The sequence below is a fragment of the Buttiauxella cochleicola genome, from assembly GCF_021283185.1.
In the GTDB taxonomy this organism is placed as follows: Bacteria; Pseudomonadota; Gammaproteobacteria; order Enterobacterales; family Enterobacteriaceae; genus Buttiauxella; species Buttiauxella massiliensis.
On sequence record NZ_JAJSOS010000002.1, the window covers coordinates 200,244 to 221,275 of the forward strand.

Below are 21,032 nucleotides of genomic sequence, written 5' to 3' on the forward strand. Positions count from 1 at the left end.
TATGGAAAGTATATCTGAAATGATTGGAACCACACTTAATCGCTACAGTTTGAATGTTCCTTCCTGTCCTTATACGCTTGATGTAGAAAGTTTTGAAGGTCTGGAGCAGATGAGTGAGCTCTACCATTACACCATCCGTTTCACCAGTCCTCATCCAGATCTCACCACTGAAATGATGTTAAATAAAACAGTCACTCTGAGTATGGGAGTAGGAGATTTATTTAATCCATTTGTAGGAAAAGTTGTTCACGGTGTTGTAACGAACTTCCGGCGCTTGAATGGATCACGCGACCAAGTCAAATATGCAATTATTATCGAGCCTTTCCTTGCCCTGTTGGATAAACAGTTCCGCACGCATCGTTTCTTTGTCAATAAATCGGTGCCGGACGTGGTAGCGCAGATACTCGATGAGCATGGTCTGAAGGGCTGGGAATATGAATTTTCCCTGAAACAAAGCTACCCGACACGCGAGCAGATAAACCAGTATCAGGAAAGTGACCTGGCTTTTATTCAGCGCCTGCTCTCGGAAGTGGGGATATTTTATTTCTTCACCCTGCAGCCGGACACGCAGACCGAAGTGGTGCATTTTGCCGATAAACAAAGCGCCTATGAATTCGGTAAAACCCTGCCACTGAACAGCCCGTCGGGCATGAGTGACAGCGGCGTGGAGTCGGTGTGGGGGCTGAATGTGCAGCACAATGTGGTTGAGGCAAGCGTGACCGCCAAAGACTACAACCACCGTGAAGCGCAGAAAGTGCTGCAGTCCGCGAAAGCAGATATGACGCGTGGCGAAGGTGAAGGCACCACCTATGGTGAGGTGTATCACTATAAGCCACGCCATCTGGACACCGGGGCGAAAAGCGACCCGACCGCCGAAACCGGTAACTTCCTGGCCCGTCTCGACCATGAGCGTTTTCTGTCAAACCAGACGCTGATTACCGGCTCCGCGAATGACGCGAACCTCAGCCCCGCTCAGGTGCTGACGGTGACGGAATCGGCCCTTGTCCCGACGCTGCCTTCCGCGCTGAATAACGGCGTTGTCATCACCGGCACCCACTACACGGCCAGCCGTAAGAACGCCCTGGTGGTGAACTGGATGGCGGTTCCCTACAGTGAAACGCTGTGCTGGCGCCCGGCACTAAAACCGCGCCCGAAGGTCAGCGGCACCATGATGGCGCGCGTCACCAGTGCAAAAGCCAACGACATCTACGCCTGGCAGGATGCATCCGGTCTGTACCGGGTGAAGTTCGACGCCGACCAGGACGACAAAGCGCAGGGCCAGGAAAGCATGCCGGTACGTCTCGCTAAGCCTTACGGCGGCGATGTGTATGGCATTCACTTCCCGCTGATTCAGGGCACGGAAGTGGCGATAGCGTTCCATGACGGTGACCCCGACCGCCCGTATATCGCCCATGCGTTGCATGACTCACGGCATACCGACCACGTCACGGAAGCCAACAACACCCGTAACGTGGTGCGCACCCCGGCGAACAACAAGCTGCGCATGGAAGACAAGCGCGGTGAAGAGCATATCAAGCTCAGCACCGAGTACGGCGGCAAGACGCAACTGAACCTGGGCCACAACGTGGATGGTGCAAAGGCGAAACGCGGTGAAGGTTTTGAACTGCGTACCGATGAATGGGGTGCGCTTCGTGCGGGTAAAGGGATATTTATCAGTGCGGATGTGGCGGGTGTTGATACTGAAATGCTGGACATGCAGGCCGCTATTGCTCAGCTGGAAAATGCCCTGTCGCTGGCAAAAAGTCTGTCAAAGGCGGCTGAAATAGCCAAAGCGGAGAAAGCAGAAACGGCCAGCCAGACCACGCTCAATCAGTCACTGGAACAACTGACGGCAGCGGGCATTGTGATGCATGCACCTGAAGGCGTGGGGATTGTCAGCCCGAAAGCGGTGCGTGTGGCCTCGGGTGGCGAAAGCGTGGCTGTCGTGTCAGGTGCAAATACCGATATCAGCGCGGGTAAGAGCTTTACCGCGGCAGCGGGTGAAACGGTGAGCCTGTATGCAAATTCGAAAGGAATGCAGCTGATTGCGGGCAAAGGCAAGGTGGATATTCAGGCGCAGGATGACAATATCGAAGCCCTGGCGAAGAAAGATATCACCGTGACCAGCACTGAAAGCACCATCACGATTACCGCCGCGAAAGAGCTGATCCTGACCTGTGACGGTGCATATATAAAAATTAGCGGTGGAAATATCGAACTAGGGGCACCGAATAATATTTTGTTGAAAGCCACCAATGTGCAGAAAATGGGGCCGGCGAGTCTGAATACCCCACCAGTGACTTTCCCGCAAGGTTACGGAGCGGTTTATGGCTTACAAGATGAAGAAGGCAACCTCATTCCTTTGACTGAATACCGGATCACAACTGCGGAAGGAATAGTTTATACAGGTATTTCAAATGAAAATGGCAAAACCACGGCAGTTTACACCGCCGTACCAAATCAGATGAATATAGAAATTCTGGGCACCAAATAGGACGATTTTGAATTTAAGGAACTCGCAGAATGGCACAACGTAATACGTGGGAAGTCATTGATGGCCAGCATACCTCTGACGTCAACGTCTCAGAAAAAATCGTAATTTGTAAGCGTAAAGAAGTACCGGGCATCACAATAACCATCGGCATGTTTTTTGACGGCACGGGCAATAATGTTTTTAACACCGATAAGCGACTTTTAGAAACCTGCACCAATATGGATGTGGGAATGAAAACCGAAGATGCCAGGTCATGCGTTGAGAAATTGAATAAAAGTAGCAACGGCGCAGGAAGTTATCTTGGCTATTACTCCAATATCCATTGGTTAAATACGCTTTATTCTAAGGATAATAAAGTTACAGAAGATAAAGAGTTATTTCAGCGTGCAATTTATATTCAGGGGATAGGCACCCAAAAAGATAAGGAAGATAGCCTTATTGGTATGGGGATCGGTGCCTGGTTTGAAGGTGTAGTGGATAAAACTGACGAAGGAATTGCACAGATAGCAGAGCAAATTAGATTGTTCCTTCAAGAAAGCAAAGGTATTTTATGTGCCATCGAGAAAATTCAGTTTGATGTTTTTGGCTTCAGCCGTGGTGCAGCAGCCGCCCGACATTTTGCTAACCGCGTCAGAAACGGTGATAAGGAAATACAGCAAGCCATTTTGAAAGGGCTTGATGGCCGAAATCATCATGGTAAACCCGCTGGTGAAGTTCGCTTTCTGGGGATATTTGATACTGTGTGTGCCGTGGGTGGGGTAACCAACTTATTTCAGATCCACGGTGGTGTAAATCCGGGGATTGAACTGGCACTACCTCCGGGAATTGCCCAGAAAGTATTCCAGATTACCGCTATGCATGAGTGCCGTTATAACTTCAGTCTGAACAGTATTAAAGAATCCTGGCCAGAACTGGCTCTGCCCGGCGTACATTCGGATATTGGCGGTGGTTACAATCCCCAGGAAAAAGAGTACCTGTTTCTGACCAGGCCAGTTTTTGAAACCGTCAGGGAAAGCGTTCCTGCAGAGATGACCGATATTTACAGACGCACCGCAGCAGAAATTCCGGATTTAAAAACTTTACCCAATCTGGGCCCCATCATGTCATCAGCAGATATAATCACTGGAACCTGGTATGACTACCTGGTCAACCCAAACAAACAACGCTCAGGGATTATTGAAAAACGTGTGGGTGCAGCAGTGACAATGGAGAGAACGGTCACTAATGACTGGTCAAAAGTAAGTTTACGGGTAATGCTGGATGCAGCACAGGATGCTGGTCTAAATTTTCAGGCTATTGATCCCTTATCTCCTGATATGAAGCTACCACCAGAACTTGAGCCACTAAGTCAGAAAGCCATTAACCAAGGGAAAGCAGCTATGAAAGGGGAAAGATACGCTCCTTTCACGTCGGATGAAATACAAGTAATTGGTAAATATACCCACTGCTCGGCAAACTGGAATGCCGTTGTTGTTAAAGATGTCTGGCTTGATGGGAAAGAAGTGAAAGTAATTTATGGTGCCGTTAACACAACAGAATTAATCGGATTTCTTAGTCGCCCGAATCCTGCATGGGTTCGGGCAGTATGGAATATGCAGGGTGAAAAAGCATGAAAATAAGAATGATTGTATTACCTTTGTTATTATTGACAGGTTGCACTGGCAGTAATGCACAGGATCAGAACGGAAGTATTAAAGCACCCTGGGACGAATGGTATTTTACTTTCTCAACACCAAAGGCATTGCCTGCTCAGGTGACACTAGTAAAACTACTGGACACTGATGGCTATGGTTATGTCTTCCAGACTATAGACCAGCCACAAGGTGACAGTATAGGGAAATGGGATACACACAATGGTCTGGGATTTTCACCTTTTAATAAAGCAAAGTCTCCTCCGCAGATGATCAAATTTTGTTGGGATTCTATTATCGATAAAAAGGTGTATGAAACCACTTTATTTTTTGCACCAGTGACACAGCAGAAAATGGTTAGCTCAGAGCCAGCATGGAGTAACCCTAAAGAAATCTATTATTTTCGTTATATGGTTATTGGCCTGGCCCCAGAAGGAAAAGTCAGGGTGTGGTTGAAGAATAATGGTGATCCTGACTTATTGCAAACCAGCACAAAAATAACAACTATATCGGGTAAAGATTTGGATATGTGCAAGAATATCACTAAACACCCTGATGGATATGTGTATTATGGTGATACACCTGACTTCATAAAAGGGAAAAAATATCCATACGGGAACTGGTAAGTAATTACCATTGAAATATGGAAGGTGAAAAGCATGAAAATAACAATCATTGTATTATCACTTTTATTACTGACAGGTTGCACTAGCAGTAAAGCACAGGAGCAGCATGACAATATTAATCCCCTCTGGGTCAAATGGTATTTTACTTTCTCAACACCAAAGGCATTACCTGCTCAGGTGACATTGGTAAAATTACTGGATACCAAGGGGTATAGGTACGTGTTTCAGACCATAGATCAGCCGCAGGGAAACAGCGTAGGAACATGGAGTAAATACCTTGGAAAAGGTACTTCACCTTTTAATCAGGCTGAATCTCCGCCACAAATGATTCAGTTCTGTTGGGACTCAATTATTGATAAGAAAGTGTATGAAACCACCCTGTTTTTTGCAGCAGACACTCAAAAGAAAATGCTGAGTTCAGAGCCAGACTGGTATGACTCTAAAGACACATATTATTTTCAGTATATGGCGATTGGTCTGGCTCCGGAAGGAAAGGTTCGAGTCTGGTTGAATAATAATGGCAAGCCTAATATAGAGCTAACCAGCACAAAAATAACAACTGTATCGGGTAAAAATTTGGATATGTGCAAAGGAGTGACCGGGAGTGACTTCTCTCGAGGGTATAGCAACAAAACAAAGGAATTCATAAAAGGGAAAAAATATCCATATGGTAACTGGTGAGTGACTATCATCGAGGTATGGAATATGCAAGGAGAAAAATCATGAGAATAATATCAGGTCTGTTACCTTTGTTGCTGCTAACAGGTTGCAGTGACAGTAATGTACAGAGTCCGGGCGGAAGTTTTAAAGCACCCTGGGACAAATGGTATTTTTCTTTTACAACACCTAAAGCACTTCCCGCCCAAGTAACATTAGTAAAATTACTTGATATTAATGGCTATGGTTATGTGTTTCAGACAATAGACCAACCTCAAGGGAACAGCGTTGGCTCATGGGGGCCCCGTGTAGGTATTGGTATTACAACTTTTAATAAAGGAGATGCACCTCCGCAAGTACTTACATTTTGCTGGGATTCTATTATTGATAAAAAAGTATATGAAACGACATTATTATTTTCATCTGACACCTCGGGGAAAATGGCTTCATCAGAGCCACAATGGAATAATCCAGAAGAAGCATACTATTTTCGCCATATGGTTATTGGCCTGGCCCCAGAAGGGAAAGTTCGTGTATGGTTGAAAAATAATGGCAAGCCTAATATAGAGCTAACCAGCACAAAAATAATAACTGTATCGGGCAAAGATTTGGATATGTGCAAAGACGAAACAAACTTCCCAAATGGGTATGAATATAGTGAAGGGATGAAGTTATTCATAAAAGATAAAAAATATCCTTATGGTAACTGGTGAGTGATTATCATCGAGGTATGGAATATGCAAGGAGAAAATCATGAGAATAATATCAGGTCTGTTACCTTTGTTGCTGCTAACAGGCTGCAGTGACAGTAATGCACAGAGTCCGGGCGGAAGTTTTAAAGCACCCTGGGACAAATGGTATTTCACATTTTCAACCCCGAAGGCCTTGCCTGCACAGGTGACACTGGTAAAACTACTGGACACTGATGGCTATGGTTATGTCTACCAGACTATAGACCAGCCGCAGGGAAACAGTGTTGGCACATGGAGTAAATACCTTGGCAAAGGTACTTCACCTTTTAATCAGGCTGAATCCCCGCCACAAATGATTCAGTTCTGTTGGGACTCAATTATTGATAAGAAAGTGTATGAAACCACCCTGTTTTTTGCAGCAGACACTCAAAAGAAAATGCTGAGTTCAGAGCCAGACTGGTATGACTCTAAAGACACATATTATTTTCAGTATATGGCGATTGGTCTGGCTCCGGAAGGAAAGATTCGAGTCTGGTTGAATAATAATGGCAAGCCTAATATAGAGCTAACCAGCACAAAAATAACAACTGTATCGGGTAAAAATTTGGATATGTGCAAAGGAGTGACCGGGAGTGACTTCTCTCGAGGGTATAGCAACAAAACAAAGGAATTCATAAAAGGTAAACAATACCCCTATGGGAACTGGTGAGTGCTATCAATGAATATGAGAGATTAAATTTTGAATAGAATAATAACGCTGTCATTTTTATTGTTTGTATCCTCTTTCTCTGTTTGCTATGGAGAAGATGAAAATAAACAAGCTGATGATTATTTGGATATTGATAAATCCCTTTCTGCATATGCATCTAATGCTGGCGACGCAAATACACTTGGGGATATGTTGCATACAGGCTTTGGTGCACCTAAAAATATCTCTCAAGCAATAATGTGGTATGAAGTTGCTGCTAAAGCAGGTCACGCAGGAGCCCAAAACTCTTTAGGTGACATTTATTATAATGGTGATGGGGTTGAGCAGAATTATAAGCTAGCTTTTTCTTGGTATGAAAAATCAGCAATGAAAGGAAATACCACAGCACAGTCAAATCTTGCTTATATGTATTTGAACGGTGAAAGTATTAAAGTTGATTATTCAAAAGCGAAATATTGGTTCGAAAAAGCCGTGGCGAAAGGTGATGTAGCCGCACAGTATTTACTGGGAACAATGTACGCTGAGGCTAAAGGTGTTGAAAAAAGTAGTGTACGGGCAAAGGAACTGTTTACCTTAAGCTGTTCTCAGGGTTCAACGTTCGCCTGCGCCCGGCTTAAATAAAATAGCAACCCTGTTTATTAAAGGTTATTAAAACTATTTATCCATCTGAACAATCCATCAATTACTGAGCCACATAACGTTTATTTTTATGTACTGGTAATGATTACTCAATCCATTATTATGCGAAAAAAATGAAAGATTTAACCCTGCGTTATTACGATGCCGAAATGCGCTATCTGCGCGATGCGGCAAAAGAATTTGCACAAACTCACCCTGACCGCGCTGCGATGCTCGATCTCGATAAGCCCGGTATTCCCGACCCTTATGTTGAGCGCCTGTTCGAAGGTTTTGCCTTCTCGATGGGGCGACTGCGCGAAAAAATTGATGACGACCTGCCGGAGTTCACCGAAGGTCTGGTGAGCATGTTGTGGCCGCATTATTTACGCACCATTCCTTCGCTTTCGATTGTGTCGTTAAGTCCTGACGTGCCAGCGATGAAAATAGCCGAAACGGTACCTGTGGGTATGGAAGTTTATTCTCGCCCCGTTGGACCGAAGAAAACCGTCTGCCAGTACCGCACCACGCGCGATATGGTGTTGAACCCGCTTGAAGTTTCAAAAGTGGTGATGACAACAGAACCTGATGGTCGATCTGTGTTACGCCTGCGTCTCGCATGCAGCACTCAGGCGGACTGGGCACAGGTGGATTTGAAGCGTCTGTGTTTTTATCTGGCGGGAGAAGCGGCGGTAAGTAGCGCGTTACATCTGGCGCTAACTCGTCGGCAGGCGGCGTTTTATTTGCGCCTGCCTAATCAGACAGATCGCATAAAAGTGGATGGCTGGTTCTCACCCGGCGGGTTTGCCGATGAAGACTTACTGTGGCCAAAAGGGGAAAGCGCATTCAGTGGATATCAATTACTGCTGGAGTATTTCACCTTCCGCGAGAAGTTTATGTTTGTGCATCTCAATGGTCTGGAAACCGTGACATTGCCTGCCGGAATCACGCATCTGGATATCGAAGTGGTGCTAAACAGTCAGTGGCCGAGCGATTTACCGGTGACGGATGATGCCCTGATGCTGCACTGCGTGCCGGTGGTTAACCTGTTCTCACTTGAAGCGGACCCGTTGATTATCAACGGTCTGGAAAATGAATACCTGTTACGCCCTCGCCGCCTGCAAGATGGGCATACTGAGATTTACTCCGTGGATTCCGTGACCGGTTCAAATCGAACATCAGACGCAACTTATGTCCCGTTTACCAGTTTCCGCCATCGGGGGGGAATGCAGCGCCGCCATGCACCGGAGCGTTACTTCCACACGCGTGTGAGGCGAGGTGTTACCGGGTTGCATGACACATGGCTTATTCTGGGCGGTGAGATGTGGGAAGCAGATAAACTGATTTCCCGCGAACCTGTCTCGCTAAAAATCACCGGCACCAATGGCCAGTTACCGCGTAAAGCACTTCAGAGCACATTGCTTGATCGTTGCGAGGTCGTACTGCAAACACCGCTGAAAGTTCGCAATCTCTGCAAACCAACTTTGCCGTCGTATCCTCCCGCTGAAGACAGTTTCCAGTGGCGTGTGCTGAGTCATCTGGGTTCGAGTTATCTGAACCTGATGAGCAGCGCTGAGGTGTTGCGTGGCACGTTAGAGTTGTACAACTGGCAGGGCGATGAACTCAATAACCGCCGTCTGGACGCCATTCTTGAAGTGCAGCATCACCAGATTCAGCGTTTTGAAAAAGGTTTCTTGCTACGCGGTCTTGATATCGAAGTGACGCTGGATAGCAATGGCTTTACAGGTGAGGGTGATATCCACCTGTTTGGTGAAATGCTCAACCGCTTCCTTGCACTGTATGCCGATATTCACCTGTTTAATCAACTCACCCTTATTGTCCAGCCTGCCGGGAAATGTATCCGATGGAACGAGAATCACAACCAGCGTCTGCCTGGTTAATCGCACAGCTCCAGGATAAACTGCCGTATACCCAGTTTTATCGTTTTTGCCAGCTACTGGAGCGCAGTCAGCCCGAAGCGCCAGCCCTGGGAAGCCACTGGGAGGTTAAACACGACCCGGTGCGTTTTCGTCCTCATCCGGGCATGGGGTTTCCGGCCAGTGAATTTAAACGAGTGGAAATACCGGAACAAGCGCATCTACCGCCTACTATCCGCACCACTTTTATGGGGCTGTATGGTGTGGAGTCACCGCTGCCTACTGCCTATATCGACGATATTACTCAGCGCCGCGATGGGCATGAGGCGGTCAGCGATTTTCTGGATATTTTTAACCACCGGTTAATCACCCAACACTACCGCATCTGGCGTAAATACTCTTATCCGGCCACCTTCGCACCTGGTGGTACGGACAAGACATCCCGCTATCTGCTGAGTTTGTGCGGCCTGGGAATTAAAGGCTGCGCGCAGAATATCGCCACGCCTGTTTCTCGTTTTCTTGCGCTGACCGGCATGATGCGTTTGCCGACCCGGATCAGCGAAGGGATTATCGCGCTTGTCCAATTGTTAGCTCCGGATACCAAAGCGCGTGTGATTGCACATGATCGCTGCCGTATTCCGCTGCGTAAGCAGCTTGCAATGAGTGCGCGTAATCCTGTCAGTATGAGCAACAGCCCGGTTATGGGCAGCCACGCGCTTGATGTGAATAGCCAGGTACTACTGAGACTGCAGACAAACAATGCCGATGAAGCCCATGAATGGCTGCCTGGCGGGCAACTGTACACAGATTTGCAGGCATTGTTGCAGGTCTATCTTGGCTCGCGGCTGAATGTGCGTTTTCAGCTTTCGGTGCTGCGTAGTTTGCTGCCGGATGCACAGCTCTCCTGCCAGCCACAGCTCAGTGGCGTGCTGCTCGGCAGAACTGCGGTGATGCGTGCGCGTGACATTACAACAAATCATAAAGATGAACTGATCACTATTAACCTGGGTCGCTATCAGCGCGTTCAGGAAAATCTTAACCGGAGGGATACCGATGAGCATGGCGATTATCGCTGGTAAAAAATATGGCGTGTTACTTCCGCTGGCAATAGTTGCCACCTTGAGCGGCTGCGGCCTGACTCAGAAAGTGAGCGATAGCACTGTGGCTATGACGAAATCCATTTTTTATAAGCAGGTAAAAATGCTGCATCTGGATATCACAGCGCGTGACGCGATCAACAACAACGCAGGTGGCGCACCGTTGGCCATGGTAGTGCGTATCTATCAGTTAAAAGACCGCAAGGTTTTTGATGGTACGGATTATCCGTCGCTATTTGCTGACGACAGCCAGGCGATTAAGGCTGATTTAATCACCGAGAAGGATATACGTATTCGCCCAGGAGCGGCTGTAACTATTGATGTGCCGTTGGATGAGAAAGCTCACTTTGTAGCTGTGACGGGGATGTTCATGTCTCCGGATTTTACCAACGACACATGGCGTGTGGTATTAAGCCGCGATGACCTGGACCCGGATAACGCGCGCCAGATTGAGCTGAATAACCAGGGCATGACGCTGACTGCGTTGAAGGATAAATAATATGGCGCAGCCTTCGCTTTATGAAATGCTCACGGGGAACTTCACCGGTGGTCTTGAGCTCCATCAGGTCAGCGAGCAAAACCAGGTCATTCTCTCGGTGCTCGACAATATGCAGCGCATTCTCAATGCCCGCCAGGGGACATTAAGCCACTTGCCGGATTATGGCCTGCCAGATATGAGCAAAATTCTGCAGGGTTTACCGGGGACTGCGCACCAGTTGATGAACACGCTTTCCAGCGTGCTGTTGAAATACGAGCCACGTCTAAAAAGCCTGACGATTATGCTGCTTGAGCAAAAAATGCCGGGTGAACTGGCTTATGCGATTGATGCTGAGTTGAAAGGTATTGGTCTGGTGCGCTATGGCACTGATTTTATGCCGGAAGGGCGGGTGCTTATCCGCCATCTTAAACAGCAGAACTACCTTGATACCACTACCCGGATGTAGTGGGTTCGTTCTCTTTTCCTCTTCTCAAGAATAAAACCATGAATGATAAAAACCCACACACGCTGAAAACCGGCGGCGACCCGCGTGGGCTTGCCGATTTTGCGGCACTGCGCGAAGAACTGAGTAAACTTACACATCCGGCACGGCCGGATGTGAACTGGCAGCTTGTGGAAACGTTGTGCCTGAATTTGTTTGAGCGTAACGGCGTAGAGCTTCAGACGGCGGCATGGTACACCCAGGCTCGCACTCGTCTTGCCGGGCTTTATGGGCTAAACGAAGGACTAGCGATTGTGGTGGCGCTGATTACCTACCAGTGGGGCGCAATATGGCCGCAGGCCACGCATGCACGGATGGAAGTTCTTAGCGGTTTAAGCCAAAGAGTGCAGCAGATGGTGCGTACTTTTACACTGGAATATGCTGATCTCGGCGCGCTTTATCAGGCAGAAAAACATCTCGCTAATCTGGGTGATGTGCTGCAACGCCTCGAGCTAAAACATTTAAGCCAGATGGACGTATTACGTAACCAGCTACAGGCGTCGGCCATACGGCTGGAAAACAGTGATGTTAAAGCAGGTAACAACGGTGCGACTACTACAGGTATTGTCCTGCCAGCAAACGTATCCGCAACGACGGCCAGTAACAGTTCGCGCACTACATGGGTGTACGTTGCTCAGGCAGAGCCGCAAGCGAAGGGCGAAACCGTCAGTATTTCTGTGCCGGTAAAACCGTGGAAGCCATTTATCTCTGGGGTCGCCACTATGCTGGTGGTCGGTGGGATGTCGCTGTACGGTTGGAATTATATGCATCGACAAGATCCTGAATTGGCTCAGTTACAGGCATTAATCGCGCCATGGCCAGCCGCTCTTTCGGCCGGGCAAATCCAAAGTTTACAGCAGAAGAAACCCGAATGGCTTAGCGATAACGCTTATCCTGAGGCGGTAGAGCAGCGATTGAAACAGCTCACTATGCTCCAACCAGACTGGGCGCTGAATTATGGTAATCAGCTCGTTGGGCAGGTAAAGGCATTGTGGCCACAGACACCGCTTGCGATGCAAATATCCTCACGCTGGCAGCAGCAATTAAAGGAGTCAGCATGGCCGCCGGAAAAGATGAATGACTGGCATCAGGGAATGGAGCAACTCCAGCAACTCGCTAGCCGCCTGAACGGATTGGACGAGCAGCATGGCAAATACATGACGGTCAGTGAGCTTAAGACGATGGTGTTTGGCATCCAACAGTCGTTCAACAAAACGATTCCTGTGGAAGAGCAGTTACGGCAGCTTGATGAGACTCCATCACAGGCATTGGCCACTCAGACGGATATGCATCTGAATCAGCTACTCAACCGCTACGTGCTGATTAAACAAAAAGGGTAGCCCAATGAGGCTATCTTTTGGCTCCAGCTTCATTTAGTTATCTGGTGAATGTTGCCTGGAGCATTAGTAACACATTGTCTTCATTGCCCTGGTAAGCAACAAAAATCAGAGATACTAAGAAAAGAGTTTTAATAGGAATTGAGTTGAGTAGTCGAAATATAGCTGGATTAGTTAGGGTTTTATGACCGGAGAGATAAAGCTTTGAATGTTTCTTTATGAATGGTGCGTCCGAGTGGACTCGAACCACCGACCCCCACCATGTCAAGGTGGTGCTCTAACCAACTGAGCTACGGACGCACTGTTTGTTGCGGTAAAACTTAGAATGGTGCGTCCGAGTGGACTCGAACCACCGACCCCTACCATGTCAAGGTAGTGCTCTAACCAACTGAGCTACGGACGCACTGTGTTGTCTGTGACAACGGGGACGAATATTAGCGGCAGCTCCTGAGCCTTGCAAGCGTTAAACCACAATTTTCTTCCATATTTCACTCGTTTGCTGCGCATCTGTGCAACCCGCTGGAAAAATAGCCGCCAAAACGGCGGCTATTCGGGTTTATCGTGCGGCGCGCTGCAAAATAGTGATTGAAGGCTGACGTTGCAACCAACGCATCCGCAGCATCATCATAATCGCAGCAGACGTCAGACCGATGATAAAGCCGGTCCAGAATCCTGCTGGCCCCATCGGTTCAACAACCCAATCGGTGAGTGCAAGAATATAGCCGCTTGGCAATCCCAGCACCCAGTAGGCGATAAACGTTATAAAGAAAATGGAGCGTGTATCTTTATAACCACGTAGCACACCGCTGCCGATAACCTGCACGGAATCGGAAAGTTGGTAAACCGCTGCCAGTAACATCAGATGCGCCGCCAGCGCGACAACTTCTGGATTACTGTTGTAGAGCAGGGCGATGTGCTCACGCATCACGATGGTAAAGATAGCCGTGAGGGTTGCCATGCACATACCAACACCAATACCTGTCCAGGCGGCGGTTTGCGCATCGAGTGTTGAACCCTGGCCCAGACGGAAGCCCACGCGGATAGTGACTGCTGCTGAAAGTGACATTGGCAAAACGAACATCAGCGAGCTGAAGTTCAGGGCTATCTGGTGACCTGCAACGTCAACAATACCCAGCGGCGCGACCAATAGTGCGACAACCGCAAACAGTGTCACTTCAAAGAACAGAGCCAGGGCAATCGGCAGACCCAGTTGGGTAAGGCGATATATAACTTTCCAGTCGGGCTTGATAAAGCCTTTCGGCAATTTCAAATCGCGCATTGAGCGGGCTTTTCGCACATAAGAAATCATGAAGAAAAACATTACCCAATACACCGCAGCTGTTGCTACACCGCAACCGACACCGCCGAGTTCTGGCATGCCAAAGTGGCCATAAATAAAGATGTAGTTGACCGGAATATTGACCAACAGACCAATAAAGCCCATCACCATACCGGGTTTGGTTTTTGCCAGTCCTTCACATTGGTTACGGGCAACCTGGAAGAACAAATAACCCGGAACGCCCCACAGCAGCGCACGTAAATAACCTACGGCTTTATCGGCAAGTTCCGGGTCGATATTTTTCATCGCATGAATAATATGGCCCGCATTCCACAGGACAATCATGATCAGCGCCGAGACAAATCCCGCCAACCAGAAGCCCTGGCGAATTTGGTGAGCAATGCGCTCACGACGCCCTGAACCGTTGAGTTGCGCGACGGTTGGCGTCAGCGCCATTAACAAGCCATGACCAAAGAGAATGGCGGGTAGCCAGATGGATGTACCGATTGCCACAGCGGCCATATCGGTTGCGCTGTAGCCACCGGCCATCACGGTATCGACAAAACCCATTGAGGTTTGTGCAATTTGCGCGAGGATCACGGGTATCGCCAGTGCGAGTAACTGGCGGGCTTCAACTATGTACTTCTGCATTTGAACACCTGAATATTTTTAGTTATTAGAAAGACAGCAAGACCGCCAGAAATGGCAGAAAAATAGGAATCGCAGGGGAATTAGCCTGACTATTGTAGCGGCTGAAAACGAATACGCCAGCCAAATAATGGTGGGGTAGTGCGGATAGCTGGTAAGCATTTTTTCCAACTGTTAAAGTGTTGCGTTATCTATTATACCCGTCATCCTTCGAGCTACAGGGGTGTTGGCTGCACTCACAAACCCCAGTCACTTACTCAAGTAGGCTCCTGCGGATTTGCTCCCTGGCCGCCTACCTGTAACTCGAATGCTAACGGGTATGTTCAATACCATTTAATTACCAGGAGCTTTACGATGTTTACAGGTATTGTGCAGGGCACTGCGACCCTGGTCTCCATTGATGAGAAACCTAACTTCCGTACGCACGTCATTGAAATGCCCGACGCGATGTTACCTGGCCTTGAAACAGGGGCGTCGGTTGCGCACAACGGCTGTTGTTTGACGGTCACAGAAATCAATGGCAACCACGTCAGCTTTGACCTTATGAAAGAGACGCTGCGCATTACCAACCTCGGCGAGCTAGTGGTGGGCGACAGTGTCAACGTTGAACGCGCCGCCAAATTTAATGATGAAATCGGCGGGCACCTCATGTCCGGTCATATTATGACCACCGCCGAAGTGGCGAAAATTTTGACTTCAGAAAATAACCGCCAAATCTGGTTTAAAATACGCGATAAAACGTTGATGAAATATATCCTGCATAAAGGATATATCGGCATTGATGGTATTAGCCTGACGGTGGGTGAAGTGACGGCATCGCGTTTCTGCGTGCATTTAATTCCTGAAACGCTTGAGCGCACCACGCTTGGTAGTAAGAAACTCGGCAATCGTATTAATATTGAAATTGACCCGCAAACCCAGGCAATTGTAGATACCGTTGAGCGCGTGCTCGCACAGCGTGAAGCGACTTTGGATGCGTTACTACCGAAGGCGTGATAAACGGTTTTTGTCGGATGTCGTTTAGGCGACATCCGACTGTATTAAGCAATCAACAAACTTCCGCGCACCAAATCACTGGTATGCCGTTCACCAAGCAACAACTCTACTGCCCGACGGGCAATACTCTCCAGCGGATATTTAATGGCGGGAATAGCATTCGAACCAGGCATTCGGGTTGAGCCGTCAAGACTGAACACCATCACCTGCTCAGGTACTTTTAACTGGTATTGATTGAGCATCATTACTGCTTCTTGCGCCTGCGTATCATCGGTGACCAGCAGTGCAGAAAACTTCACTCCACGGTTTATCAAGCGTTGCAGTGCAATGCGCACCGATGATTCATCGTCAATCACCAACTGGCGGTTGAAGGGCACGACATGGTTGTGAAGCGCCTGATGATAACCTTCAAGTGTGAGCGCTGCCGCTTCACCACTGGCAAAGTTAATCAAAGCGATTTGTCGCCGCTTTTGATTACATAAATAATGCACTGCCGTTTCTGCAGCAAAAATATGGTCACACTGAATACTGAGGTTATGTGAACCGCTCAGGCAATCAATCAACATGATGTCGTCATCAAGTTCCGGTAACGGAAAACGAGCCCCCACCACGACCAGTGCGTCGCACAACCCGTTAGAAAGTTCCTGTGCCGCCTGCGCCACACTGTCATGGTCATTGGCAAAGCGTAACAGCAAATGTTTCTGATGCTGATTAAGCTGTTTCTCAAGAGCTTGCAGATAGCCAGTTGACTGCTGAATATGTTCGGTTGCGCAGATAACGCCAATGCAATTAGTTGACTGGGAACTCAAAGATTGAGCGATAGCATTCGGCTTGTAGTTAAGTATTTCCGCCGCGCGTAAAACGGCCTGACGACTCTCTTCTTTCACGCCGCGACTGCCGCTTAAAACACGCGAAACGGTTGCTTTAGAAACCTGCGCCAGGCGTGCTACATCATTAATATTCGACATGGTGTGAGTTTCCCGCTTCTCAGCCAGAAACGGGCCTCGCGGCCCGTATGCGGAGATTACGTACGATCGTTAAAGCCATTTTCTGCGGCGGTTGCTTTGTACCACTCGCCGCTTTTCTTGATGGTGCGTTGCTGAGTCTCGAGATTTAACGAGACAAAACCGTAACGGTTTTTATAAGCGTTGCACCAGGACCAGTTATCAATAAACGTCCACATGTGATAACCAAGGCAGTTGCTCCCTTCGCTGATGCCTTTATGCAGCCACTTCAGGTGGTCGCGCACGAAATCAATACGGTAGTCATCCTGAATCTGGCCGTTTTCGTCGAAGCGCTGTTCGTTTTCAACGCCCATGCCATTCTCGGAAATATAGCAATTTGGGTTGCCATAATTCTCACGCAAGTTGGTGAGAATGTCGTAAATCCCTTGCTCGTAGATTTCCCAGCCGCGATACGGGTTCATTTTGCGGCCTGGCATTTCGTAGGCTTCAAAGAACCATTCCGGCATGAACGGGCTGTCAGGGTTTACCAGTGAATCGCGGCATTTGATGCGGCGTGGCTGGTAGTAGTTGATACCGAGTAAATCGACGACACCTGCCGCCAACAACTCTTTATCGCCAGGCTGGCATTGAGGCAACTGGCCATGCTCTTTCAACAAGGCCACCAACTCTTGCGGATATTCACCACGCAAAGCAGGGTCAAGGAAGCTGCGGTTAAACATCAGGTCAGCGATGTTCGCCGCTTTCACATCCGCAGGGTTTTGCGAACGTGGGTAAGAAGGGGTGAGGTTGAGAATAATACCGATTTCACCGCCGTCATTACGCTCGTGATAAGCCTTTACCGCCAGAGAGTGGGCGATCATGGTGTGATAAGCGACAGTGGCTGCGCGTTTAAAATCCACCACGTTCGGATAATGGAAATCGTACAGATAGCCCCCTTCGACAGGTACTACCGGCTCGTTAAAGGTAAACCAATGCTTCACGCGGTCGCCAAACAGGTCAAAGCAAACATTAGCAAATTCAGCATATGCCGTGACAACGTCACGGTTTTCCCAGCCGCCTTGCTGCTGCATTACCATCGGCATATCAAAGTGGAACAGGTTGATAAATGGCTTAATACCTTGCGCCAGCAGCTCGTCAATAACCTGATTATAGAAGGTCACAGCTTCCTGATTTACCGCGCCGCGCCCTTCAGGGATCAGGCGTGCCCAGGAAATTGAGGTACGGAAAGTATTATGGTTCAGCTCTTTTAGCAGCGCGATGTCCTGTTTCCAATTCTTGTAGAACGTGGAGGTATCCGCAGGGCCTACGCCGTTATGGAAACGGGTTGGTTGTTCTTTAAACCACTGATCCCAAATGGTGGCAGACTTGCCAAAAGAGAGCGTTTCACCTTCAGTTTGTGGTGCTGAACTGGCGCTGCCCCACCAGAAATTATCAGGAAATAGGTATTTCATTTTCGTTCCTCGTTTGACGTGCCTGCCATCCGGGCAGGCAATAAAAAATATCAGTTTGCTGCAATCGGGCTGTCATTTTCCTGTGTATTACGTTCTTCATCCTGTTTCAGCAGGGTGCGTTCGTAAGCTTTCAGGAATGGGTAATACATCACAGCCGACATGACCATACAAATCAGGCACATGATTACGGGACTTACCGCCCAGTTTGCGGCCCATGAAGCACCAATTGGCGCAGGTGTTGTCCATGGTGTCAGAGAGACAACCTGTGCAACCCAACCTAATTTTGTCGCGATATAAGCAAGCGTTGCGTTAATCATTGGCACCAAAGTAAACGGCAAGAAGAACATTGGGTTCATGATGATTGGTGTGCCGAACAAAATGGGTTCGTTGATGTTAAAGAAGCTAGGCACCACGCCCATTTTGCCAATGGTACGCAGGTGAATCGCACGGCTACGTAACAGCAAGAATGCCAGTGGCAGCGTTGACCCAACACCGCCAATCAGCAAATAGTGGTCCCAGAAACCTTGCAGATAGATATGCGGCAGAACATTGCCCGCAGCCAGAGCGGTCTGGTTAGCGGAAAGGTTAGCCATCCAGAACGGGTTCATGATCCCGGTGACGATAAGCGCACCATGAATACCGGCGAACCACAAAATCTGGCAAATAAAGACGGAAATCAAAATCGCAGGCAGCGAGTCGGATGCGGATACTAACGGTGCCAGCAGATGCATGATTGCTTCGGGAATAATCATCCCAGTGGTGGACTCGATAAACAAATTCAGCGGGTGCAGGGTGGCAACAATCACCACAACCGGAATCAGAATTTCAAATGAGCGCGCAACGCCTGTCGGCACTTCTTTCGGCAAACGGATGGTAATGTTGTGGCGTTTTAATAAAGCGTATATTTCGCTGGCGTAAATCGCCGTAATCAGCGCAGTGAAAATGCCCTGGCCGGAGAAATACTGCGTTGAGATCTGCCCGTCTTTATACGGTGCGGCGACCAGTAAAAAGGCCATAAACGCCAGTAAGCCAGTCATAATCGGGTCGAGCTTATAGTGCTTCCCGAGGCTTGCGCCGATACCGACGGAGATAAAGAACGTCATCACGCCCATGCTGAGGTTAAACGGCAGCATTAACTGTTCGCGGTAGGTTTGCGAGAAGTTCAGCCACGAGCGGGCAAAGCCCCAGGTGCTGTCTGGCGAGAACGGCGGGAAGATAAACACTAACAAGAATGATCCGATAATCATAAACGGAAGGGCGGAGATAAAACCGTCGCGAATGGCGATGACATGGCGCTGAGAGCCCATTGCTCCTGCCATTGGCGTGACTTTTTGCTCAATCACATTGACCATTTTTTGGTACATGCTCATGGCGGTATCCTTGCTATTGTTTTTGGGAAGTAGGGTGATTGTGAAACAAGATGGAAACCGGTTTCCAATGAATAAAGAGATAAGTGTTAACGGGATCAAACTCGTGAAGAAAGGAGCGCAAGAAACGTGAAGGGACTCACATTTTGTTAAGAAAATGCTACATGCTTGCGAGGATTGAGTTTACCCCGGCGTTGCCGGGGTTGAAATCAGTGCGGAACCCGTAAACCGTTTTCGACGCCACGAGTGAAGACGACTTGCCAGAGCTGGATATCACGTGCACGGAAGGCACCGGCACAAGCATTCAGATAATAACTAAACATGCGTTTGAATCGTTCTGAATAGTTATCTGCAATTTCCGGCCAAAAGTTATTGAAGCGTTCATGCCAGGCCATCAATGTTTTGTCGTAGTCGGCGCCAAAATTGTGCCAATCTTCCATCACAAAATGATCTTCGCTGGCATCGGCAATCTGGCGCACTGACGGCAGACAGCCATTAGGGAAAATGTACTTGTCTATCCATGGGTCAACACCGTTAAAGGTTTTATTCGAGCCAATGGTATGTAGCAGGAAAATACCGTCAGGTTTTAGATTGCGGTCGGCAACATTAAAATAGGTGGCATAGTTTTTCGGCCCAACATGTTCGAACATGCCGACAGAAACAATGCGGTCAAATTGCATATCCAGTTCGCGATAATCTTGCAGCGCAATATTAACGTTAAGCCCGGCACAACGCTCTTGCGCCATTTTTTGTTGTTCGGCGGAGATAGTTACACCATGAACGGCTACACCGTAATTCCGGGCAGCAAATTCTGCCAGACCGCCCCAGCCGCAACCAATATCAAGTAACGTCATTCCTGGCTCAAGATGCAGCTTATCGCAAATCATTTTAAGCTTGGCGTTTTGTGCATCACTTAGCGTGGTAGCGTCTTTCCAATAACCGCAGGAATATTGCATATGTTCATCAAGCATGCGGCTAAATAAGTCATTGCCCAGATCATAATGTTCTTTACCGACTATCCACGCACGTTTTTTGGATTGCAGATTAACTAAGCGCGCGGCGGCTACACGTAGCGTGTCTTTTAAATGGTGGGGGAGTTGCCGCTCAAGTCCGGCGCGAATGGCGTTATGGAAAAAAATATCCAGTCGTTCGCAGTCCCACCAGCCGTCCATATAGCTTTCACCAAGACCCAGTGTACCCTCTTGCAGAACACGCTTAAAAAAATCGGGATGCTTAACCTGTATATCGAAAGGGCGTGGGCCATTAATTTCTACCCCTGCACGCGTGAGCATATCGTTCACAATCCGATACCACGGGTTATTTCTTATTCTGACTTCTTCTATACACGATGAACTCATAGCTTCTCCATCACCAATGTGAAAGGAACCTTAAAACAGCGTAGACGCTATTTTGGGCATGTGAGAAATGTCACGGAAAATTCCGTGTGCCTGATATCCGACGTAGAACAGAGAAAGGGGGCTTGGCGCCCCAAAAAAACAGATGTAAAACAAAAACGGGAGCCAAGAGGCTCCCGTTTTAATGTGATTATTATGGTGTTATTTGTTGAGCCGTTTATGAGTATAGGCTCGCTTAAGCGGTGATTCAATCACA

Annotated in this window: 18 protein-coding genes and 2 tRNA genes; 13 read left to right on the forward strand and 7 right to left on the reverse strand. The window is 48.2% G+C overall.

Annotated elements, in window-relative coordinates; translation table 11 throughout:
• Position 1: 1 nt before the first annotated feature.
• The 12 genes from LVQ76_RS03840 (at position 2) to LVQ76_RS03895 (ending at position 12,718) form a co-directional block, all read left to right on the forward strand.
• Positions 2–2,494: a type VI secretion system Vgr family protein gene (locus LVQ76_RS03840; protein WP_232921036.1), complete on the forward strand. Its 2,493-nt coding sequence runs from the start codon at positions 2–4 to the stop codon at positions 2,492–2,494.
• Between the two features lie 29 nt (positions 2,495–2,523).
• A complete protein-coding gene (locus tag LVQ76_RS03845; protein WP_232921038.1) occupies positions 2,524–4,107 on the forward strand; it encodes a T6SS phospholipase effector Tle1-like catalytic domain-containing protein in 1,584 nt (527 codons plus the stop codon).
• The gene (locus LVQ76_RS03850) at positions 4,104–4,751 is read left to right on the forward strand and encodes a DUF2931 family protein (RefSeq protein WP_232921039.1); all 648 of its coding nucleotides are present in this window, start codon (positions 4,104–4,106) and stop codon (positions 4,749–4,751) included. Before LVQ76_RS03845 ends, LVQ76_RS03850 begins: the two co-directional genes overlap by 4 nt.
• A 33-nt stretch (positions 4,752–4,784) precedes the next feature.
• Positions 4,785–5,432 carry a DUF2931 family protein gene (locus LVQ76_RS03855; RefSeq protein ID WP_232921040.1) on the forward strand — a complete coding sequence of 216 codons (648 nt, stop codon included), beginning with the start codon at positions 4,785–4,787 and terminating at the stop codon, positions 5,430–5,432.
• Between the two features lie 41 nt (positions 5,433–5,473).
• Positions 5,474–6,121, forward strand: a complete 648-nt coding sequence (locus LVQ76_RS03860) for a DUF2931 family protein (protein WP_232921041.1) — start codon at positions 5,474–5,476, stop codon at positions 6,119–6,121.
• A gap of 40 nt (positions 6,122–6,161) precedes the next feature.
• The gene (locus LVQ76_RS03865) at positions 6,162–6,809 is read left to right on the forward strand and encodes a DUF2931 family protein (protein ID WP_232921042.1); all 648 of its coding nucleotides are present in this window, start codon (positions 6,162–6,164) and stop codon (positions 6,807–6,809) included.
• A 30-nt stretch (positions 6,810–6,839) separates the two neighbouring features.
• A complete protein-coding gene (locus tag LVQ76_RS03870) occupies positions 6,840–7,430 on the forward strand; it encodes a tetratricopeptide repeat protein (protein ID WP_232921043.1) in 591 nt (196 codons plus the stop codon).
• A 131-nt stretch (positions 7,431–7,561) separates the two neighbouring features.
• Positions 7,562–9,325: a type VI secretion system baseplate subunit TssF gene (gene tssF, locus LVQ76_RS03875; RefSeq protein WP_232921044.1), complete on the forward strand. Its 1,764-nt coding sequence runs from the start codon at positions 7,562–7,564 to the stop codon at positions 9,323–9,325.
• On the forward strand, positions 9,289–10,380 hold the full coding sequence (gene tssG, locus LVQ76_RS03880; protein ID WP_232921045.1) for a type VI secretion system baseplate subunit TssG: 1,092 nt from the start codon (positions 9,289–9,291) through the stop codon (positions 10,378–10,380). The genes tssF and tssG overlap by 37 nt, the downstream gene beginning before the upstream one ends.
• Positions 10,361–10,897 (forward strand): type VI secretion system lipoprotein TssJ, encoded by a 537-nt coding sequence (gene tssJ / locus LVQ76_RS03885; RefSeq protein WP_232903927.1) that lies wholly within the window; start codon positions 10,361–10,363, stop codon positions 10,895–10,897. The genes tssG and tssJ overlap by 20 nt, the downstream gene beginning before the upstream one ends.
• Position 10,898: 1 nt before the next feature.
• The gene (tssE, locus tag LVQ76_RS03890; RefSeq protein ID WP_232921046.1) at positions 10,899–11,342 is read left to right on the forward strand and encodes a type VI secretion system baseplate subunit TssE; all 444 of its coding nucleotides are present in this window, start codon (positions 10,899–10,901) and stop codon (positions 11,340–11,342) included.
• A gap of 38 nt (positions 11,343–11,380) precedes the next feature.
• A complete protein-coding gene (locus LVQ76_RS03895; RefSeq protein WP_232921047.1) occupies positions 11,381–12,718 on the forward strand; it encodes a VasL domain-containing protein in 1,338 nt (445 codons plus the stop codon).
• Between the two features lie 220 nt (positions 12,719–12,938).
• On the opposite strand, the gene LVQ76_RS03900 is transcribed toward LVQ76_RS03895, so the two are convergent.
• From LVQ76_RS03900 to mdtK, 3 genes are all read right to left on the reverse strand, one after another.
• Positions 12,939–13,015: transfer RNA gene (locus tag LVQ76_RS03900), tRNA-Val, on the reverse strand.
• 26 nt (positions 13,016–13,041) lie between these two features.
• Positions 13,042–13,118, reverse strand: a tRNA-Val gene (locus LVQ76_RS03905).
• 153 nt (positions 13,119–13,271) lie between these two features.
• Positions 13,272–14,645, reverse strand: coding sequence for an MdtK family multidrug efflux MATE transporter (gene mdtK, locus LVQ76_RS03910; RefSeq protein WP_064511776.1), 1,374 nt, complete (start codon positions 14,643–14,645; stop codon positions 13,272–13,274).
• 351 nt (positions 14,646–14,996) lie between these two features.
• On the opposite strand from mdtK, the gene LVQ76_RS03915 reads away from it, so the two are divergent.
• Positions 14,997–15,638 carry a riboflavin synthase subunit alpha gene (locus LVQ76_RS03915; RefSeq protein ID WP_232921048.1) on the forward strand — a complete coding sequence of 214 codons (642 nt, stop codon included), beginning with the start codon at positions 14,997–14,999 and terminating at the stop codon, positions 15,636–15,638.
• 44 nt (positions 15,639–15,682) lie between these two features.
• Here the strand turns inward: LVQ76_RS03915 and LVQ76_RS03920 are convergent, their stop codons facing one another.
• The 4 genes from LVQ76_RS03920 to cfa all read right to left on the reverse strand — a co-directional run bounded on the left by LVQ76_RS03920 (position 15,683) and on the right by cfa (position 20,779).
• The gene (locus LVQ76_RS03920) at positions 15,683–16,606 is read right to left on the reverse strand and encodes a LacI family DNA-binding transcriptional regulator (protein WP_232903436.1); all 924 of its coding nucleotides are present in this window, start codon (positions 16,604–16,606) and stop codon (positions 15,683–15,685) included.
• Positions 16,607–16,662: 56 nt separating this feature from the next.
• On the reverse strand, positions 16,663–18,054 hold the full coding sequence (gene gmuD, locus LVQ76_RS03925) for a glycoside hydrolase family 1 protein (RefSeq protein ID WP_232921049.1): 1,392 nt from the start codon (positions 18,052–18,054) through the stop codon (positions 16,663–16,665).
• Positions 18,055–18,104: 50 nt separating this feature from the next.
• Entirely contained in the window at positions 18,105–19,424 is a 1,320-nt protein-coding gene (locus tag LVQ76_RS03930) for a PTS sugar transporter subunit IIC (RefSeq protein WP_232863544.1), read from the reverse strand.
• A gap of 206 nt (positions 19,425–19,630) precedes the next feature.
• Positions 19,631–20,779 (reverse strand): cyclopropane fatty acyl phospholipid synthase, encoded by a 1,149-nt coding sequence (gene cfa, locus LVQ76_RS03935; protein ID WP_232921050.1) that lies wholly within the window; start codon positions 20,777–20,779, stop codon positions 19,631–19,633.
• Positions 20,780–21,032 lie beyond the last annotated feature (253 nt).

Bases quoted from the DNA above. Each gene is read 5' to 3' on its own strand.
- gmuD (WP_232921049.1), bottom strand. From the start codon at position 18,054: ATGAAATACCTATTTCCTGATAATTTCTGGTGGGGCAGCGCCAGTTCA.
- LVQ76_RS03865 (WP_232921042.1), top strand. From the start codon at position 6,162: ATGAGAATAATATCAGGTCTGTTACCTTTGTTGCTGCTAACAGGCTGC.
- LVQ76_RS03850 (WP_232921039.1), top strand. From the start codon at position 4,104: ATGAAAATAAGAATGATTGTATTACCTTTGTTATTATTGACAGGTTGC.
- tssG (WP_232921045.1), top strand. From the start codon at position 9,289: ATGGAACGAGAATCACAACCAGCGTCTGCCTGGTTAATCGCACAGCTC.
- LVQ76_RS03920 (WP_232903436.1), bottom strand. From the start codon at position 16,606: ATGTCGAATATTAATGATGTAGCACGCCTGGCGCAGGTTTCTAAAGCA.
- LVQ76_RS03915 (WP_232921048.1), top strand. From the start codon at position 14,997: ATGTTTACAGGTATTGTGCAGGGCACTGCGACCCTGGTCTCCATTGAT.
- tssJ (WP_232903927.1), top strand. From the start codon at position 10,361: ATGGCGATTATCGCTGGTAAAAAATATGGCGTGTTACTTCCGCTGGCA.
- LVQ76_RS03860 (WP_232921041.1), top strand. From the start codon at position 5,474: ATGAGAATAATATCAGGTCTGTTACCTTTGTTGCTGCTAACAGGTTGC.
- LVQ76_RS03855 (WP_232921040.1), top strand. From the start codon at position 4,785: ATGAAAATAACAATCATTGTATTATCACTTTTATTACTGACAGGTTGC.
- LVQ76_RS03930 (WP_232863544.1), bottom strand. From the start codon at position 19,424: ATGAGCATGTACCAAAAAATGGTCAATGTGATTGAGCAAAAAGTCACG.
- tssE (WP_232921046.1), top strand. From the start codon at position 10,899: ATGGCGCAGCCTTCGCTTTATGAAATGCTCACGGGGAACTTCACCGGT.
- mdtK (WP_064511776.1), bottom strand. From the start codon at position 14,645: ATGCAGAAGTACATAGTTGAAGCCCGCCAGTTACTCGCACTGGCGATA.
- LVQ76_RS03895 (WP_232921047.1), top strand. From the start codon at position 11,381: ATGAATGATAAAAACCCACACACGCTGAAAACCGGCGGCGACCCGCGT.
- tssF (WP_232921044.1), top strand. From the start codon at position 7,562: ATGAAAGATTTAACCCTGCGTTATTACGATGCCGAAATGCGCTATCTG.
- cfa (WP_232921050.1), bottom strand. From the start codon at position 20,779: ATGAGTTCATCGTGTATAGAAGAAGTCAGAATAAGAAATAACCCGTGG.
- LVQ76_RS03845 (WP_232921038.1), top strand. From the start codon at position 2,524: ATGGCACAACGTAATACGTGGGAAGTCATTGATGGCCAGCATACCTCT.
- LVQ76_RS03840 (WP_232921036.1), top strand. From the start codon at position 2: ATGGAAAGTATATCTGAAATGATTGGAACCACACTTAATCGCTACAGT.